This is a genomic window from Kaistia nematophila (genome assembly GCF_026343855.1).
GTDB classification, from domain to species: domain Bacteria; phylum Pseudomonadota; class Alphaproteobacteria; order Rhizobiales; family Kaistiaceae; genus Kaistia; species Kaistia nematophila.
Genome location: NZ_JAPKNK010000001.1, coordinates 755,560 through 772,590, shown reverse-complemented (window position 1 = coordinate 772,590; position 17,031 = coordinate 755,560). Strand labels below are relative to the sequence as shown.

The window sequence follows — 17,031 nt, the reverse complement described above, 5'->3', positions numbered from 1 at the left end:
TGCGCGCTGGAGAGCTCCGCGCGGCATATAATCCGGCTGGGTGGATCCCTGCTTACGCAGGGATGCGGGAGCTTGTGGCTGCCACCGGCGCGCAGGAAATATTGTCCAACGCCCCGCCGCCCTCAGTGAAAATCCCGCGATTTCGGGATGATGCGGACGTTGCGCGGGTGGCTGCCGGGGTGGCTCGGGCGACTCGGGTGGGCGAATTCGTCGGCGCGGCCGGGATCGAGCCGCGGCCGGCGGTCCTCGGCGAGCTGGTCCAGGTCGGCGGTGCGATCGACCAGCCGCCTCGCCACCAGATGGACGATACCCTCCGGGCTTTTCTGGATGTTGCCCTCGACCAGAACCAGCTTGGCGCCGATGATGGTGCGGCGGAAGGTGTCGAACAGCCGCGTCCAGACGACGACATTGACGATGCCGGTCTCGTCCTCCAGCGTCATGAACACGACATTGCCCTTGCCCGGCCGCTGGCGCACCAGAACGACGCCGGCCGTTTGCGCAAAATCGCCATCCCGGAGCGCCGTGATCGCCGCCGCGGACAGGATCCGCTCACGGGTGTAGCGCTCGCGCAAGAAGCTCATCGGATGCGCCTTCAGCGACAGCCGCAGCGTCTGGTAATCGGCGACGACATGCTCGGAAAGCGGCATGACCGGCAGCGGCGCATCCTGCTCGCGGCCGAGTTCGGCCGCGTCGGCGGCGGCGAAGAGCGGCAGGATTTCGGAACTCGGCAGGCGGCGCACTTCCCAGAGCCCCTGCCGCCGGTCGAGCCCGAGCGAACGCAGCGCGTCGGCATCGGCGAGCTTTTCATAGGCACGCCGCTCCAGCCCGGTATGACGCACGAGATCGTCCATCGCCACGAAGCCCGCGCCACGCCGCGCCGCGATCGCCTCCGCCCACGCCTCGCGAAAGCCGTCGATCTGGCGGAAGCCGAGCCTGAGCGCCAGCCCCGTCTCCGTCGGCTCCAGCGTGTTGTCCCAGAGACTCGCATTGACGTCGACCGGCCGGATCGGCACGCCGTGATCGGCGGCATCGCGCACGATCTGCGCCGGCGCATAAAAGCCCATCGGCTGCGAGTTCAAAAGCGCCGCGGCGAAGGCGGCCGGGTGGTGGCACTTGATCCAGGCCGAGACATAGACGAGGCGAGCGAAGCTCGCGGCATGGCTTTCGGGAAAGCCATATTCGCCGAAGCCCTTGATCTGATTGAAGCAGCGCTCGGCGAATTCGCGCTCATAGCCGCGCCGGACCATGCCCTCGACCATCATGGTCTCGTATTTGTGCATGGTGCCGAGATGGCGGAACGTCGCCATGGCGCGGCGCAGCCCGTTGGCGTCGGAGGGCGAGAAGCGCGCCGCCACCATGGCGAGGCTCATCGCCTGCTCCTGGAACAGCGGCACGCCGAGCGTCCGCCCCAGCACCTGCTTCAGCTCATCGGCCGGGCCGTGCTCGGGCGACGGCGACGGGAAAGTGACGTCCTCGATCCCCTGCCGGCGGCGCAGATAGGGATGCACCATGTCGCCCTGGATCGGGCCGGGGCGTACGATCGCCACCTGGATGACGAGGTCGTAGAACTCGCGCGGGCGAAGGCGCGGCAGCATGTTCATCTGCGCCCGGCTCTCGACCTGGAAGACGCCGATCGAGTCGCCCGTGCAGAGCATGTCGTAGACGGCCGGATCCTCCCAGGGGATGGTGTGCAGCGCATGGCGCGCTCCGCCCGCCTCCTCGATCAGATCGAACGCCTTGCGGATGCAGGTCAGCATGCCGAGCGCGAGGATATCGACCTTCATCATCCTGACGGTGTCGATGTCGTCCTTGTCCCATTCGATGAAGCTTCGATCCTTCATCACCGCCGGGCCGCTCGGCACGAGGTCGTTCAGGAGCTTTTCCGTCAGCACGAAGCCGCCGACATGCTGCGAAAGATGGCGCGGAAAGCCGCGCAGCTCCATCGCCAGCTTGACCACGCGCTCGATCATCGGGTTTCGCGGGTCGAGGCCGGCGTCGCGAATGTGCTTGTCCTGCACGGCCGAACCCCAGCCGCCGCCCCAGACCGTGCCGCCGAGCGCCAGGATGACGTCCTCCGACAGGCCCATCGCCTTGCCGACCTCGCGGATCGCGCTCTTCGTCCGGTAGGCGATCACCGTGCCGCAGATGGCGGCGCGGTCGCGGCCATAGCGCCCATAGATGTACTGGATCACCTCCTCGCGCCGCTCATGCTCGAAATCGACGTCGATGTCGGGCGGCTCCTTGCGCTCGGGCGAAAGGAAGCGCTCGAACAGCAGCTGGTACTGGCTCGGGTCGACCGAGGTGACGCCGAGGCAATAGCAGACGGCGGAATTGGCGGCGGAACCCCGCCCCTGGCAGAGGATGCCGCGCCCGGTCGCGAACGCCACGATGTCGTGCACGGTCAGGAAATAGGGCGCGTAGCCGAGCGACCCGATCATGGCGAGTTCCTTGTCGAGGGTCGCCGTGACCGACGCCGGAACGCCGTCCGGATAGCGCTTTCGCGCGCCCTCCCGCGCCAGTGCCTCCAGATGCGCCTGCGGCGTCATCCCCTCCGGCACCGTCTCGTGCGGATACTCGTATTCTATCTCGTCGAGGGTGAAGCGGATCTGGCCGAGAAAGCGCGCCGCCTCCGCCACGGCGCCGGGAAAGTCGCGAAACAGGCGTTCGATCTCGACGCCCGGCTTCAGGTGTCGCTCGGCATTCATCGCGAGCCGCCGCCCCGCCTTCTCGATCGTCGTCTTCTCGCGGATGCAGGTCAGGATATCCTGCAGCGGCCGCCGTTCCGGAGCGTGATAGAGCACGTCGTTGACGGCGATCAGGCGGACGCGGTGGTCCCAGGCGAGCGCGGAAAGCGTGGCGAGGCGGCGCCGGTCGGAGCCGCCGCGATAGAGCACGGCGGCGAGCCAGGTCCGCCCCGGCGCCAGGACGGCGAGCCGGCCGAGCGCCGCGCCGAGGTCGCCGGCCAGCCTGGCGGGCGGCATCAGGATGAAGAGCGAACCCTCCGCATGCGCCGCGAGATCCCCGAAATCGAGGTGGCATTCACCCTTCGGCGCCCGGCGCTTGCCGAAGCTGAGTAACTGGCAGAGCCGGCCATAGGCGGCGAGATCCCTGGGATAGGCAAGGATATCCGGCGTGCCATCGCGGAAGACGAGGCGGACGCCGACAACGAGGCGGAAGCCGGCGGCGCGCGCATTGCCATAGTCCTCGCTGCCCCAGGCGTCATGGGCGCGGACGATGCCGGCGAAGGTGTTGCGGTCGGCGATGCCGATCCCCTTCAGCCCCAGTCCATGCGCCTGGATGATCAACTCGGCCGCATGCGAGCCGCCTTCCAGGAAGGAGAAGTTCGACATGGTCGCGAGTTCGGCATAGACGCTCATGGGGTCTTTGCCGTCTGTGTGTGGCTTGAAGAACCCTCACCCCAGCCCTCTCCCGCTCGCGGGAGAGGGGGATCGCCTGCGCTTGTCGCCCCGCTGTGTGCGGCAAGGCCCTCTCCCGCGAGCGGGAGAGGGTTGGGTGAGAGGCTTGCTTCCTTTCTCATGCGAACAGCCCATGCAGGAACCAGCGCGGCTGCGGCCGGTCGGCGGCGTAAAACCCCTCGCGATAGAGCCAGAAGCGGCAACCGTTCCTGTCCTCGACGCGAAAATAGTCGCGGTCGGACGTGCTTTCGCCATCGCGCCACCATTCCGGCGCGATCCGCTCCGGCCCTTCGGCGCGGGCCACCTGATGCAGCACGCGGCGCCAGCGGAAGGAGAGCGGCGGTCCGTCCGGCACCTCGCCCAGCGCCTCGACCGGCTCGGGCGGATCGAACAGGCTGAGCGGCCGCAAGGGCGGCTCGCCCACCTCCGGCGCTTCCTCCCACTGGGCGGTGTTGGCGCCCATGGTGAAGACCGGCACCCGCCGCGCCCGCTGCTCCGGAATATGCGTATCGGCGGGTACGAAACCCTGCACCCGTTCCGGCCCAAAGCGTGCGCCGAGCCGGTCGATGAGATCGGCGACCACCTCGTCGTCGAGCGCATGGCCGTCGAGGCTCGCCTGCACCGCCCCGAAAGGCTCGGAGCGAAAGGCGCCGAGCCGGATCAGGTCGAAGCCGAAGCCGGCATCGAGCGGATCGGACAGCGCATCGAGTTTCTCGTGAAACAGTCGCGCGATCGCCTTCGGCGCCCGGTTCGGACGGGCGGTCGCGACCTCGATCCGCCGCACGGCGCCATCGACGCGATAGAAGCTCGCCTCGAAGCTGCGGCCGCCCTCGCCGCGCGCTTCCAGCAGCGAGGCGACATCGACGGCGAGGCGGGCGAGCGTCGCTTCGATATCCTCGGCATGGGCGATCGGCTGGAAGAAGATGCGCTCGGCCAGCGCCACCGGCACCGGCCGGCGCGGCGAGATCGGATGCTCGGCGATGCCGGCGAGCCGCTCCAGCCGCTCGACGCAATCGGCGCCGAAGCGGGCGGCAAGCGGCGCGCGCGGCCGGTCGATCAGGTCGGCGACCGTCTTCAGGCCGGCGCGGGCCAGCGCCTGCAGCCGCGCCGGATCGAGCCCGAGCGCGGTGATCGGCAGGGGCCGCACGGCCTCGGCCTCGCGGCCGGGTGGAATGACCACGCGCGCTTCCGAGCGGGCGAGCGCCCGCGCCGTGGCCGGCGCCCCGGCGATCGCGCCAAGCGCGGTCAACCCCAACCCGGAGAGCCGCGTCAGCAGGTCGTCGAGTAGCGCCGCCTCGCCCCTGAAGAGATGGGCGACGCCGGTGATGTCGAGCATCAGCCCGCGCTCGCCATGGCGGGCGACCAGCGGCGTGTAGCGATCGCACCAGTCGGCGATCCGCTCGACCAGATCGTCATCGGCCACCGGATCGTGCTCGGCGACCACCAGGCCGGAGACGCGCGCCCGCGCCTCGGCCAGCGTCAGGCCGGGGGCAAGCCCCTGCCGCAACGCCGCCGGGTCGGGGGCCGCGAGGGCGAGCGCGCCCTTCACCTTGTCGACGATCAGAAGCGGCTGATCAGCCGGCAAGCCGGAATGGGGCGCGTTCGGCAGGGTGCGGAGCCGGTTCGATGCGAGAAAGGGCAGCCGGATCGCGCAATAGCGCCGGTCGCTTGAAGAGTTTGTCATCGCGGTTCCACTCCAGCCGCCAGGGCCCGCCGGGCGGGCCATGGCGATGGCGCAACAAGGTCAGGTCGAAAGTCGGATGGCCGGGCGCGTTCATCGCCATCGGCATCGCCGGCCCGGAGCGCACAAGCCAGCGGGTTTCCGCAGCACCCGGCATCGGCCGCGCGCCGGGGCGAAGCAGCAGGACAGTGACGCCGGACGCCTCCGCCGCCAGCGCGAAGCGGCGCTGCGTCGTCAGGTCGAGCGCCTTCGGCTCGCCCCAGGGCTCGAGGATGACAGCGCCAAGCGCGCCGCAGCGCGCCGCCTCACCGCCGGCGCGCAGCACGGCGAGGGGATCGCGCAACTGCACGAGAATCAGGGCTGCCGGATCGAGACCGAGCGCCTGCAAGCCATCGGCATGAAGCTCGCCGCCCTCCCTTGCCGCATAATCCTGCCGCACCCAGACAATCGGCCGCCCGGCCGGGGCGGCGGCCAGCGCCAGGGCCAGCGAGAAGCCGGAGGCGGCAATATTGTCGGCGCCCGAGGCGGCGAGGATTTCATGCAGCGCGCCGCGCGCCAGCCCTCCTCCCAGCGCGGCGTCGACCTCGTCCCGGTCGAGCGTGATACGGCCGGCGCGCGACGACATGACTGGCGTGCAGACGTCCTGCGCGATCTCGCCCGGCGGCGCGGATCTCGCCGTCGTCTCGATCGCGGCAATGCGCTGTCGCAATGCGGAAAGGGTCGCCTTCGCCGTGCTCATCGTCGTCCGTCGCTGTCCTGCCCAATCGTATTGTTCCTGTTTTGTTCTATCTAATACGACTCCAAACCGGGCAAGAGTCAATCGCGCGACAGGCGAACTTCCCAGGCTTGCGCCATGAAGCCGTGCACCCTGAAGCCGCAGGCGCCGAGCGCGGGCCACGGCGAGAGAAGCGCGCCGTCGAGCCGGATTATTTCCGGCAGCCCGCTGCGATCGAATTTAGTCTTCGGCGGACAATAGAAGGGCAATATGGCTTAAGAATCGCCACAAATCAGGCTAGCATCCTTCCCCAACGACGCCCGGGTCCGTTTCCCCATGCCCGGACGCGTTCATCGCCCCGCTTCTGCGCCGCGACGTTCGCCCCGCTTGCACCCACACGCCTGCCGTCGAGATCATCATGTTCCGCTATTTCGAAGAACGGATTCCGGCCACTGCCCATGGCATGCCCGGAGAGCCGCCGGATCGCCTTGTCGCCTTCTACTGGTTCTTCATCCGCCAGGTGCGCTGGTATTTCGTCGCCCTGCTGCTCGCCGGGCTGACCGTCGCGCTGCTCGACGCCACCATCCCGTTCTTCATCGGCCGGCTGGTGACGCTTCTGAGCCAGGTCTCGCCGGCCGCGCTCGTCAACGAGCACTGGCACGTGCTCGCCGGCATGGCGCTGTTCATGCTGCTGGTGCGCCCGGTCGCAATCTTCGTGCAGAACCTGATCACCAACCAGATCATCGCGTCGGGCTTCACCAACCTGATCCGCTGGCAGAGCCACTGGCACGTGGTGCGGCAGAGCTGGTCGTTCTTCCAGCATGATTTCGCCGGCCGCATCGCCACCCGCGTCATGCAGACCGGCGTTTCCGTGCGCGACAGCGCCGTCTCCTCGATCAACGCCGTCTGGTACATCGCCGTCTACGGCACCAGCGCCCTGGTGCTGCTCGGCCACAACAATCCCTGGCTGATGCTGCCGACGATCGTCTGGTTCGCCTGCTATGTGACGCTGCTCCGGATCTTCGTGCCGCGCCTGAAGGGACGCTCGGTCGAGATGTCGGAGGCGCGCTCGCTGATCACCGGCCGCATCGTCGACAGCTACACGAATATCATCACGGTCAAGCTGTTCGGCCGCGCCCGCGAGGAGGACGACTATGTCCGCGAGGCGGTCGACTATCACACCAGCGTCTTCCGCGGACAGCTGCGACTGATCACCCTGTTCGGCCTGGCCCTGGCGCTCAACAACGCCGTCCTCGTCGTTTCCACCGGCGCCATCGCCGTGCGGCTCTGGTCGATCGGGCTGATCGAGGTCGGCATCGTCGCCATGGTGCTGCCCTTGACCTGGCAGATCGCCAACATCGCCGGCTTCGTCGCCCAGCAGGTCACCGCGATCTTCGAGAACATCGGCGCCGTGCAGGAAGGCATGATGTCGATCGCCAAGCCGTTGCGCCTGACCGACCGCCCCGGCGCCGAGGAACTGAAGGTCGCCAAGGGCGGCATCGTCTTCGACCACATCAACTTCAACTATGGCCGCTCCGGCGGCATCATCGACGACCTGTCGCTCACCATCAAACCGGGCGAGAAGATCGGCCTAGTCGGTCGCTCCGGCGCTGGCAAGTCGACGCTGGTCAACCTGCTGCTACGCTTCTTCGACCTCGAGGGCGGCCGTATCCTGATCGACGGCCAGGACATCGCCCGCGTCACCCAGGAGAGCCTGCGCGAGCAGATCTCCGTCGTGACGCAGGACACGTCGCTGCTGCACCGCTCGATCCTCGATAACATCCGTTACGGCCAGCCGCATGTCACGCTGAACGGCGTCGAGGAAGCGGCGCGGCGGGCGCATGCGCACGAGTTCATCGGCAATCTGGAGGACTGGCGCGGGCGCACTGGCTATGAGGCGCATGTCGGCGAGCGCGGCATCAAGCTTTCCGGCGGCCAGCGCCAGCGCATCGCGATCGCCCGCGTCATCCTGAAGAACGCGCCGATCCTGATCCTCGACGAGGCGACCTCGGCGCTCGACTCGGAGGTCGAGGCCGCGATCCAGGAGCAGTTCGAGAGCCTGATGGCCGACAAGACGGTGATCGCCATCGCGCACCGGCTGTCGACGATCGCGCGGATGGACCGGCTGATCATCCTCGACAAGGGCCGCATCATCGAGAGCGGCACGCATGAGGAACTCTTGGCGCTGAACGGCCACTACGCCTCGCTCTGGCGGCGTCAGTCGGGCGGCTTCCTGGCCGAGGAAGCGGCCTAGTCGCGTCGGCAATCCGGCCTGACGGGGCGAAAGCCCCTCGGTCCTCCGCAAGTGCCTCTGCGGCTGATGCAGCCCGCCGGCCAAAGCCCTCGCCCGCTTGCGGGAGAGGCTTGGGTGAGGGTCTTGCTTGAGCAGTGGGCTGCCCGCCCGCGCCAATGCTGCCAATATGTGGCATCATGGCGTGTGAGGAGCTCTCCATGTCCCGTTCGCAGCGCCTGCTCGACCTGATCCAAATCCTGCGCCGGCATCGCCGGCCGGTGAGCGGTCAGGTCCTGGCCGGCGAACTCGGCGTCAGCCTGCGCACGCTCTACCGCGACATCGCCACGCTGCAGGCGCAGGGCGCCTCGATCGAGGGCGAGGCCGGCATCGGCTACATCCTGAAGCCCGGCTTCATGCTGCCGCCGCTGATGTTTTCGGAGGACGAGATCGAGGCGCTGGTGCTCGGCTCGCGCTGGGTCTCGAAACGCGCCGATCCCCGCCTGGCGCTCGCCGCCTCCAACGCGCTCGCCAAGATCGCCGCCGTGTTGCCTCAGGATCTGCGCGAAGATCTCGACAGTTCGGCGCTGCTGGTGGGGACGAGTTCGGCCGAGACGCCCGGCGTCGATCTTGCCGACATCCGCACCGCGATCCGCCGGGAGCGCAAACTTTCCTTCGCCTATACCGACGCCGTTGGCGCCGGGTCGCGGCGCACGGTCTGGCCCTTCGCGCTCGGCTTCTTCGAGAAGGTCCGCGTGCTCGTCGCCTGGTGCGAGACCCGTCAGGATTTTCGCCATTTCCGCACCGAGCGGATGGCCGAACTCGTCGTCACGGAAACGCGCTACCCGCGCCGGCGGCAGGTCCTGCTGAAGGAGTGGAAGATCGCCGAGGGCATCAATCACCCATCCATGCTGCCATAAACTGACAGCAGGATCGCGTAACCTGCCTCCATCGACAACGGAGGCAACACCATGACGACGACCCCGAACATGATCCTGCTCTATGTGAAGGACACTGCGGCCAGCGCCGCCTTCTATGGCGACCTGCTCGGCCAGCCGGCGATGAACGCGTCGCCCAATTTCGCCGCCCTGCCGCTCGACAACGGCATGACGCTCGGCCTCTGGGGCCGCGCCCAGGCGAAGCCCGCCACCAGCGCGACGGCGAACGGCGCCAATGGCGAGATCGTCTTCATGGTCGAGAACAAGGCGAAGATCGACACGCTCTATGCCGACTGGCGGCAGCGCGGGCTCCGGATCGAGCAGGAACTGACCGAACTCGACTTCGGCCCGACCTTCGTCGCCCTCGATCCCGACGGCCACCGCCTGCGCGTCTGCCTGCCGGACGCGTGAAATCGAGCGACAGTAAGGCCCTCACCCCAGCCCTCTCCCGCGTGCGGGAGAGGGAGCCGACGGCGCTTCGCCCAAAGGAGGGGCGCTGTCCTTCACCTCTCCCTAAGGGAGAGGTCGACGCACGCAGTGCGGCGGGTGAGGGTTTACGGCCTCTTCGGGTGGTTCCCTACCCCCTCACCCGGAGCTTCGCTCCGACCTCTCCCCATGGGAGAGGTGAAGGGCCGTGGCGCTGCCGCACTGCGTCCTTCGAGACGGCCCTTCGGGCCTCCTCAGGATGATGAGGGGCGGTGCCTTGCACCGGCATAGGAGCCCCTACTTCCACATGCCGCGCATCTTGGCGGCGATGTCGACCGGCACGCGCGGCTGGGCGGCGGCGCCGGGCGCCTCGCTTGGCGCCGGCGGCCAGATCACCTGCTGGAACAGACCGATGATGGCGGACGGGATGAAGCGGGTGCGCGTCGCATAGACATGGCGGTCACCGCCGCGCGTCTGCTGCGTGACGAAAAAGCGCTGCGGCATGACGAGGTGCAGTTCGTCCTTCGCCCGTGTCATCGCGACATAGAGCAGCCGCCGCTCCTCCTCAATCTCCTCCGCCGTGCCGGTCGAGAGGTCGATCGGCATGCAGCCGTCAACGACGTTCAGCACGAACACCGATTTCCATTCCTGCCCCTTGGCCGAATGGATGGTGGAGAGGATGAGATAATCCTCGTCGAGCAGCGGCACGCCGGCCTCGCCGCTGGTGGCATCCGGCGGATCGAGCGTCAGCTCGGTCAGGAAACGCTCGCGCGAGGAAAAACCGGCAGCGATCTGCTCCAGTTGCACGAGATCGGCAAGCCGCACCGTCGCGTCCTCGTGGATGCGCTCCAGATGCGGCTCGTACCAGTTGCGCACCGCCTCGATCTCGGCCGGCCAGCCCATGCCCCGTCCGCGCAGCGCGCCAACCATCTCGACGAAGGCCGGCCAGTCGGCGGCCGTCTTCTGCGGCGGCTTGAACTCGACAAGCGCCGCAACCGGATCGACCGCGCCCGTCATGGCGTCGAGCATCTTGCCGGCCGTGCCCGGCCCGACGCCCGGCAGCAATTGCGCGACGCGAAATCCGGCGACGCGGTCGCGCGGGTTCTCGACGAAGCGTAAGACCGCGAGCAGGTCCTTCACATGCGCCGCGTCCAGGAACTTCAGTCCGCCGAACTTGACGAACGGGATGTTGCGCCGGGTCAGCTCGAATTCGAGCGGGCCGGAATGGTGCGCGGCGCGGAACATCACCGCCTGCTCCTTCAGCGCCACGCCGCGCTCGCGCGCCTCCAGCACCGTCTCGACGACATAGCGCGCCTGCTCTGCCTCGCCGCGCACGGTGACGAGCTGGGGCTTGTCGCCGCTCGCCCGCTCGGTCCAGAGGTTCTTGGTGAAGCGCTCCGTCGCCAGCCCGATGACGCCGTTGGCGGCGGCGAGGATCGGCTGGGTCGAGCGATAGTTCCGCTCCAGCGTGACGATCTCGGCCGCCGGCGAAAAGTGGCCGGGAAAATCGAGGATGTTGCGCACCGTGGCGGCCCGAAACGAATAGATCGACTGGGCGTCGTCGCCGACGACCGTCAGCCCCTCCCCCTTCGGCTTCAGCCCAAGCAGCACGGAGGCCTGGAGCCGATTGGTGTCCTGGTATTCGTCGACCAGCACATGGTCGAAGCGGGCGGCGATCTCGCCCGAGATCGACGGCTCGGCCATCAGATAGGCCCAGTAGAGCAGCAGGTCGTCGTAATCGAGCACATTCTGCGCCTGCTTCGCCTCGACATAGGCGGCGAACAGCGCCTTCAGCTCGTCCTTCCACATGGCGCACCAGGGGAAGACCTTGACCAGTACCTCGTCGAGCGTCGTCTCGGCATTGACGACGCGCGAATAGATGGCGAGGCAGGTGCCCTTGGCGGGAAAGCGGCTCTCCTTCTTCGACAGGCCCCGCTCGTGCCGGACCAGATTCATCAAATCGGCCGAGTCCTCGCGGTCATGGATGGTGAAGGCCGGATCGAGGCCGATCCACTGCGCATGCTCGCGCAGGATTTTCGCACCGATGCCATGGAACGTGCCGGACCAGGCGAGCGCGTCGGTGAGCACACCGCCCTTCGATCCCATCACCCCGGCCGCGATGCGCTCGACCCGCTTCGCCATCTCGCTCGCCGCGCGGCGCGAAAAGGTCATCAGCAGGATGCGGCGCGGGTCAGCGCCGTTCAGGATCAGATGCGCGACCCGGTGCGCGAGCGTGTTGGTCTTGCCGGAACCTGCGCCGGCGATCACCAGCAGCGGCCCGCGTTCCGGCGTGGTGACGCCGAATTCGACGGCGCGGCGCTGGTCGTCGTTCAGCCGGGCGAGATGGGCAGCCGTCATGGAAATCGATGGTTCCGTCGAATCAAAGGCGGGATCGTCCCGGATTGGAGCATGTTTCCCGTTTTGTTCGCAATGCGGGCCTCCGTCGCATCCGTCCTCGTTGACTCAATGTTTCCGTTACGTCACCTTAAATTCGGCAGCCGATCCATTTGCGCGCCAAGGCGCCTCCGGATGAGATGGCCAGGATTGGGGGGCATGAGCATGCTGGACGGCAGGGGCCCGCGCCTCGCCTTCGAAGACGAGCAGGCCGCCTTGGCAACGCCTGCAGCCGGACCGGCATCCGCGCCGGCGTTCCGGGCGGACGGGCTCGATCCCTGGCGCCTGCTCCGCCTGCTGCGCCGGCAATGGTGGACTTTCCTCGCCGTCGTCGTCACCATCAACCTCCTGACCGCTCTCGTCCTCTTTTGGGTCACGCCGACCTACAAGGCCTCGGCGCTCGTCATCGTGGACCCATGGCAGCATAGCGTCCTCGACGCCGACCGCAGCGGCGCCGGCCGACCGGCAGATGCCGCGCGGGTCGAAAGCGAGGTGGAGATCCTCCGCTCGCCCGGCGTGCTGCTTGCGGTAGTCGAAAAGCTGGATCTCGCGCGCGATCCCGAATTCACGCCACGGCCGGGCTGGGCAATCCGCCTCAGGAGCCTCGCCGGCATGGAGACACCGCCGCCTTCTGCCGAGCAGGCGGCGCGGCAGACGCTGCGACGCCTCGGCCCCGCCATCGCCATCTCGCGGCGCGGCGCCACCTATGTCATCGAGGTGGCCGCCCGCTCGCAGGATCCCGCCAAGGCGGCACGGATCGCCAATGCGCTGGCCGCCGCCTATATCGACGCGCAGATCCGCGCCAAGGTCGATTTCGCCGCCGACGTCCAGAAGCGGCTGGCCCAGCAGCTCGAAAGCGCCCGCGCGGCACTGCGCGAGATGGACCGCAAGCTCGACAGCTTCCTCGACGACAGCATCGGCACCATCGAGGATGCGGAACTGCGCACGGAGCTCTCGGAGATCCGCGCGGCCATCAAGGAGCAGGAGGCGAACCGCCTGCGCTATGACGCGCTCGCCGGCCGCTCGCGCGAGCGCGCCCGCAAGCGCGAGTGGGACGCGCTGATCGCCGAACTGAATTCCGACCGCATGGTGCGCCTCAACGCGCAGGCCGCAGCGCTCCGGCAGGGGCCGGAGCCTGCCGACAGCGCCGAAACGGCGGCGAAGCTCGCCCAGCTCGACCGCCAGATCGACAAGGAAGCCCAGTCCGTCATCGCCCGCATCGCGGCGGAAGCCGGGGCCGCGCAACAAAACGAGGCGGAACTGCGCGCCCGGCTCAGCCAGCGGCTCGCCGACCCTGACATTCCGGCCGAGATCGTGCAGCATTTCCGGGAGGTCGAGGGCGACGCGGCCGCGCTGCGCCTCGTCGTCGACAAGCTCACCACCTCCTCGACCGCCGCGACCGCCGAAATCGACCTCCAGCTTCCCGACAGCCGCATCGTCTCGCCCGCCCTGCCGCCCTCCACACCGGCATCGCCCGACGAACCGCTGATCGCCACGCTGGCGCTGGCCCTGTCGTTGATGCTTGGCGCGGCGGCGGCGATCCTGCGCGACCGGCTCGCCGGCGGCTTCGCCGACGAGGCAGCCCTTGAGGATTTCGCCGGCGTCCCCGTGCTCGCCGCCCTGCCGCCGATCGCCCCGCGCGCCGACCGCCCTGGCGAGAAGCCGGCGACCGAGGTTCTCGACCATCCCGGCTCCGCCTATGCCGTGGCGATCCGGCGATTGCGGTTGGCGCTCGACCTCGCGCCTTCCGGCGGCCGGCTGGCGCTCGGCTCGGCTCGGGTCGTGCTCGTCACCGCGGCGCTGCCCGGCGAGGGCGCGACGCAAACGGCGATCTCGCTGGCCCGCTGCCTGGCGCTTTCCGGCCGCAGGACGCTGCTGATCGACGGCAACCTCCGCCAGCCGGAGGTGCATGCCGCGCTCGATCTCGAACGCCGGCACGGACTCGCCGACCTGCTCGCCAGCCGCGGCCCGGCCGGCGCCCCGGACAGGCTCGTCGTCGACGAGCTCACGCCCCATCTTGCCGTCGCCGCCGGCCCCGGCGATCCGCGCTGCAATGTCGACGCGCTGCTCGAATCGGGCTCGCTGTCCGGGCTACTGCAAACGGCGCGGCAAAACTACGACCATGTCGTGATCGACAGCCCGGCCCTGCTGCCGACGGTCGACACGCTGTTCTGGATCCGCCATGCCGACGACATCCTGATGGTGATCGACGCCACCACCTCGCCGCACGACATCCATGCCGGGCTGCGGGCGCTGGCGCGCGGCGGACGCGGCACCGCTCATCTCTGGCTCGCCCTCAATCGCGCCGCAGGCCGCCAGTCCGCCCGCCGCCCGCGCGGCGGGCCACCTGCCGCCACCGCAACCATTCGGAAAGAATATTCCCAATCGGCCGGGCCGGACCGAACTCCGGAGCGGGCCGCGCGTTGAATTGGTAACCCCCGCCATGCAAGATCCTGCAACTCGGCGGGTCCCCCCGGCAGAAGCGCACGAAACGCGCGCAGCGTCCAAGAGGCTATGACTATGGCAGTTTCCAAGATTGTTCCGGTGATTCTGGCGGGAGGATCGGGAACACGCCTCTGGCCGATTTCGCGCGACAGCATGCCGAAGCAATTCCTCGCCCTCGGTTCCGAGCGCACCTTCTACCAGGACACGCTGCTGCGACTGCCGCCGAAGAGCGCCGGCGGCACCGATCCGATCGTCATCACCGCCGATGCCTTCCGCTTCTTCGCCCGCCGCCAGGCGGCCGAGATCGGCGTCAACCCGACCATCATCCTTGAGCCGGCGCGACGCGATTCCGCCGCCGCGCTGATCGTCGCCGCCCGCTATGCGCAGAAGCTCTATGGCGACGACTGCCTCGTGCTGGCGCTCGCCGCCGACCATCTCGTGCCGGACGTCGCGCTGTTCCAGCAGGCCTGCCTCGATGGCGCGGCCGCCGCAGAGGAAGGCCATATCGTCACCTTCGGCATCACGCCAACCGAGCCGCGCACCAGCTATGGCTACATCAAGCCGGGCAAGCCGCTCGGCACGCCGGGCGCCTTCGCCGTCACCTCCTTCGTCGAGAAGCCCGACCGAGAGACCGCCGGGCGCTACGTTGCCGAGGGCTATCTGTGGAACTCCGGCAATTTCATCTTCCCGGCGGCGCTGATGCTGGCGGAAGCGGCGAAGTTCGAGCCCGAGATCGCCGCCGGCGCCGACAAGACGATCGCCGGCGCGCATGAAGACCTCGGCTTCATCCGTCTCGAGGAGAAGAGCTTCGTCGCCATACCGGCGAAGTCGATCGACTACGCCGTGCTGGAGCGCACCGACCGCGCCGCCGTGATCGAGGGCCGCTTCTCGTGGTCCGACATCGGCAGCTGGGACGCGGTGCGCGACAGCCGCTCGCCCGGCGAGCACGGCAACGTCACCACCGGCCCGGTCGCGCTGATCGACAGCCAGAACGCCTTCATCCATTCCGAGGGCCCGCTCGTCACCGGCATCGGCCTCGACAACATGACCGTCGTCGCCTCCGAGGACGCGATCCTGATCATGCCGTCCGACCGCGCCCAGGACGTCAAGCACCTGGTCGCCAGCCTCAAGGCGGAAAAGCGCAACGAGGCCAACGAGCACATCAAGATCCACCGCCCGTGGGGCACCTACCAGACGATCTGCCGGGGGGACCGCTTCCATGTGAAGAAGATCGTCGTGGAGCCGGGCGCCAAGCTCTCGCTGCAGAAGCACCACCACCGCGCCGAGCACTGGGTCGTGGTGCGCGGCACCGCCGAGGTGACGCTGAACGACACCGTCCGCACGGTGAACGAGAACGAGTCGATCTACCTGCCGCTCGGCGCCATCCACCGCGTCGCCAACCCCGGCAAGATCCCGCTCGAACTGATCGAGGTGCAGACGGGCTCCTATCTCGGCGAGGACGACATCGTCCGCATCGAGGACATTTACGCCCGCGTTTGAGGGCTGGCTCTTCCATTCGTCTGCTCGGTCGGGAGCGCGGCGCCCACGCCTCCCCACCCTCGCCGTCATCCCGGGCGAAGACCCGGGATCCATGCCGCCGGGTTGCCCGGAGCGCGAAACTCCCAAATTCTCGGCTGCATGGATCCCCGCCTTCGCGGGGATGACGCCAGAGCAGAGAGCACGAGCAGCGACCAAAACGGGAACACCGCACGCGTCCGCACAAGGATAACGGGCGGTTAACCCAAGCGAGCCAAGCCGGCCTCGGAGACGACTACTTCTCGAGCCGGGCAATCAAGCTCGACGTGTCCCAGCGATTGCCGCCCATGGCCTGGACGTCGCCGTAGAACTGGTCGACCAGCGCCGTCAGCGGCAGCTTCGCGCCATTGTTGCGCGCCTCGTCGAGGCAGATGCCGAGGTCCTTGCGCATCCAGTCGACGGCGAAGCCGAACTCGAACTGGCCGGCATTCATCGTCTTGTAGCGGTTCTCCATCTGCCAGGACTGCGCCGCGCCCTTCGAGATCACCTCGACCACCGCCTCGACGTCGAGGCCGGCGCGCTTGCCGAAATGCAGCGCCTCGGCCAGGCCCTGGACGATGCCGGCGATGCAGATCTGGTTCATCATCTTGGCGAGCTGGCCGGAGCCGACGGGGCCGAGCAACTGGCAGGCGCGGGCATAGCTGCGGATGACCGGTTCGACGCGGGCGAAGGGCTCGGAATCGCCGCCGCACATCACGGTCAGCACGCCGTTCTCGGCGCCCGCCTGGCCGCCCGAGACCGGCGCGTCGATGAAGGCGAAGCCGCGCTTCTCGGCTTCCGCGTGCAGTTCGCGCGCGACCTCGGCCGAAGCGGTGGTGTGATCGACGAAGACGGCGCCGGCGGCCAGTCCGGCAAAGGCGCCGTCCGCTCCGATGGTGACGGCGCGCAGGTCATTGTCGTTGCCGACGCAGGCGAACACGATGTCCTGGCCTTCCGTCGCCTCCTTCGGCGTCGCGGCGGCGCGGCCGCCGAACTCGGCGACCCACTTGGCGGACTTGGCGGCGTTGCGATTGTAGACGGTCACCTCGTGGCCCTTCGCCTGCAGATGCCGCGCCATCGGATAGCCCATCACGCCGAGGCCCAGGAACGCTACCTTCGTCATCTCGATCTCCGTCCAAATCCATCGCGCCGGCTGCGGCCGGCGACACCCGGCCAAGGCCTATCACGACGACGGCGTCCTGACACCCCACAGCCACCAACGCCTTGCGGCGGCTCATGAAAAAAGCGGGCACACCAAGGGGGCACCCGCT

10 protein-coding genes are annotated in these 17,031 nt (G+C 68.4%); 5 read left to right on the top strand and 5 right to left on the bottom strand.

Annotation, left to right across the window (positions count from 1 at the left end; translation table 11 throughout):
* Positions 1–122 precede the first annotated feature (122 nt).
* The 3 genes from OSH07_RS03495 to OSH07_RS03485 all read right to left on the bottom strand — a co-directional run bounded on the left by OSH07_RS03495 (position 123) and on the right by OSH07_RS03485 (position 5,836).
* Complete coding sequence (locus tag OSH07_RS03495; protein WP_266337202.1) at positions 123–3,377, bottom strand: error-prone DNA polymerase; 3,255 nt, start codon at positions 3,375–3,377, stop codon at positions 123–125.
* Positions 3,378–3,534: 157 nt separating this feature from the next.
* Complete coding sequence (locus OSH07_RS03490) at positions 3,535–5,100, bottom strand: Y-family DNA polymerase (protein ID WP_266337201.1); 1,566 nt, start codon at positions 5,098–5,100, stop codon at positions 3,535–3,537.
* Positions 4,991–5,836 (bottom strand): ImuA family protein, encoded by an 846-nt coding sequence (locus OSH07_RS03485; RefSeq protein WP_266337200.1) that lies wholly within the window; start codon positions 5,834–5,836, stop codon positions 4,991–4,993. The genes OSH07_RS03490 and OSH07_RS03485 overlap by 110 nt, the downstream gene beginning before the upstream one ends.
* A gap of 394 nt (positions 5,837–6,230) precedes the next feature.
* Here OSH07_RS03485 and OSH07_RS03480 point away from each other — a divergent pair, with 394 nt between their 5' ends.
* From OSH07_RS03480 to OSH07_RS03470, 3 genes are all read left to right on the top strand, one after another.
* A complete protein-coding gene (locus OSH07_RS03480) occupies positions 6,231–8,066 on the top strand; it encodes an ABC transporter ATP-binding protein (RefSeq protein WP_266337199.1) in 1,836 nt (611 codons plus the stop codon).
* A 197-nt stretch (positions 8,067–8,263) separates the two neighbouring features.
* On the top strand, positions 8,264–8,962 hold the full coding sequence (locus OSH07_RS03475) for a helix-turn-helix transcriptional regulator (protein ID WP_266337198.1): 699 nt from the start codon (positions 8,264–8,266) through the stop codon (positions 8,960–8,962).
* 51 nt (positions 8,963–9,013) lie between these two features.
* A complete protein-coding gene (locus OSH07_RS03470; protein ID WP_266337197.1) occupies positions 9,014–9,391 on the top strand; it encodes a VOC family protein in 378 nt (125 codons plus the stop codon).
* 312 nt (positions 9,392–9,703) lie between these two features.
* Here the strand turns inward: OSH07_RS03470 and OSH07_RS03465 are convergent, their stop codons facing one another.
* Entirely contained in the window at positions 9,704–11,764 is a 2,061-nt protein-coding gene (locus OSH07_RS03465; protein ID WP_266337196.1) for an ATP-dependent helicase, read from the bottom strand.
* A 195-nt stretch (positions 11,765–11,959) separates the two neighbouring features.
* Here OSH07_RS03465 and OSH07_RS03460 point away from each other — a divergent pair, with 195 nt between their 5' ends.
* The gene (locus OSH07_RS03460; protein WP_266337195.1) at positions 11,960–14,227 is read left to right on the top strand and encodes a Wzz/FepE/Etk N-terminal domain-containing protein; all 2,268 of its coding nucleotides are present in this window, start codon (positions 11,960–11,962) and stop codon (positions 14,225–14,227) included.
* A gap of 87 nt (positions 14,228–14,314) precedes the next feature.
* Positions 14,315–15,745 (top strand): mannose-1-phosphate guanylyltransferase/mannose-6-phosphate isomerase, encoded by a 1,431-nt coding sequence (locus tag OSH07_RS03455; RefSeq protein WP_266337194.1) that lies wholly within the window; start codon positions 14,315–14,317, stop codon positions 15,743–15,745.
* 271 nt (positions 15,746–16,016) lie between these two features.
* On the opposite strand, the gene OSH07_RS03450 is transcribed toward OSH07_RS03455, so the two are convergent.
* Positions 16,017–16,889 (bottom strand): NAD(P)-dependent oxidoreductase, encoded by an 873-nt coding sequence (locus OSH07_RS03450; protein ID WP_266337376.1) that lies wholly within the window; start codon positions 16,887–16,889, stop codon positions 16,017–16,019.
* Positions 16,890–17,031: the final 142 nt, after the last annotated feature.

Bases quoted from the DNA above. Each gene is read 5' to 3' on its own strand.
- OSH07_RS03490 (WP_266337201.1), bottom strand. From the start codon at position 5,100: ATGACAAACTCTTCAAGCGACCGGCGCTATTGCGCGATCCGGCTGCCC.
- OSH07_RS03475 (WP_266337198.1), top strand. From the start codon at position 8,264: ATGTCCCGTTCGCAGCGCCTGCTCGACCTGATCCAAATCCTGCGCCGG.
- OSH07_RS03495 (WP_266337202.1), bottom strand. From the start codon at position 3,377: ATGAGCGTCTATGCCGAACTCGCGACCATGTCGAACTTCTCCTTCCTG.
- OSH07_RS03455 (WP_266337194.1), top strand. From the start codon at position 14,315: ATGACTATGGCAGTTTCCAAGATTGTTCCGGTGATTCTGGCGGGAGGA.
- OSH07_RS03485 (WP_266337200.1), bottom strand. From the start codon at position 5,836: ATGAGCACGGCGAAGGCGACCCTTTCCGCATTGCGACAGCGCATTGCC.
- OSH07_RS03480 (WP_266337199.1), top strand. From the start codon at position 6,231: ATGTTCCGCTATTTCGAAGAACGGATTCCGGCCACTGCCCATGGCATG.
- OSH07_RS03460 (WP_266337195.1), top strand. From the start codon at position 11,960: ATGAGCATGCTGGACGGCAGGGGCCCGCGCCTCGCCTTCGAAGACGAG.
- OSH07_RS03465 (WP_266337196.1), bottom strand. From the start codon at position 11,764: ATGACGGCTGCCCATCTCGCCCGGCTGAACGACGACCAGCGCCGCGCC.
- OSH07_RS03470 (WP_266337197.1), top strand. From the start codon at position 9,014: ATGACGACGACCCCGAACATGATCCTGCTCTATGTGAAGGACACTGCG.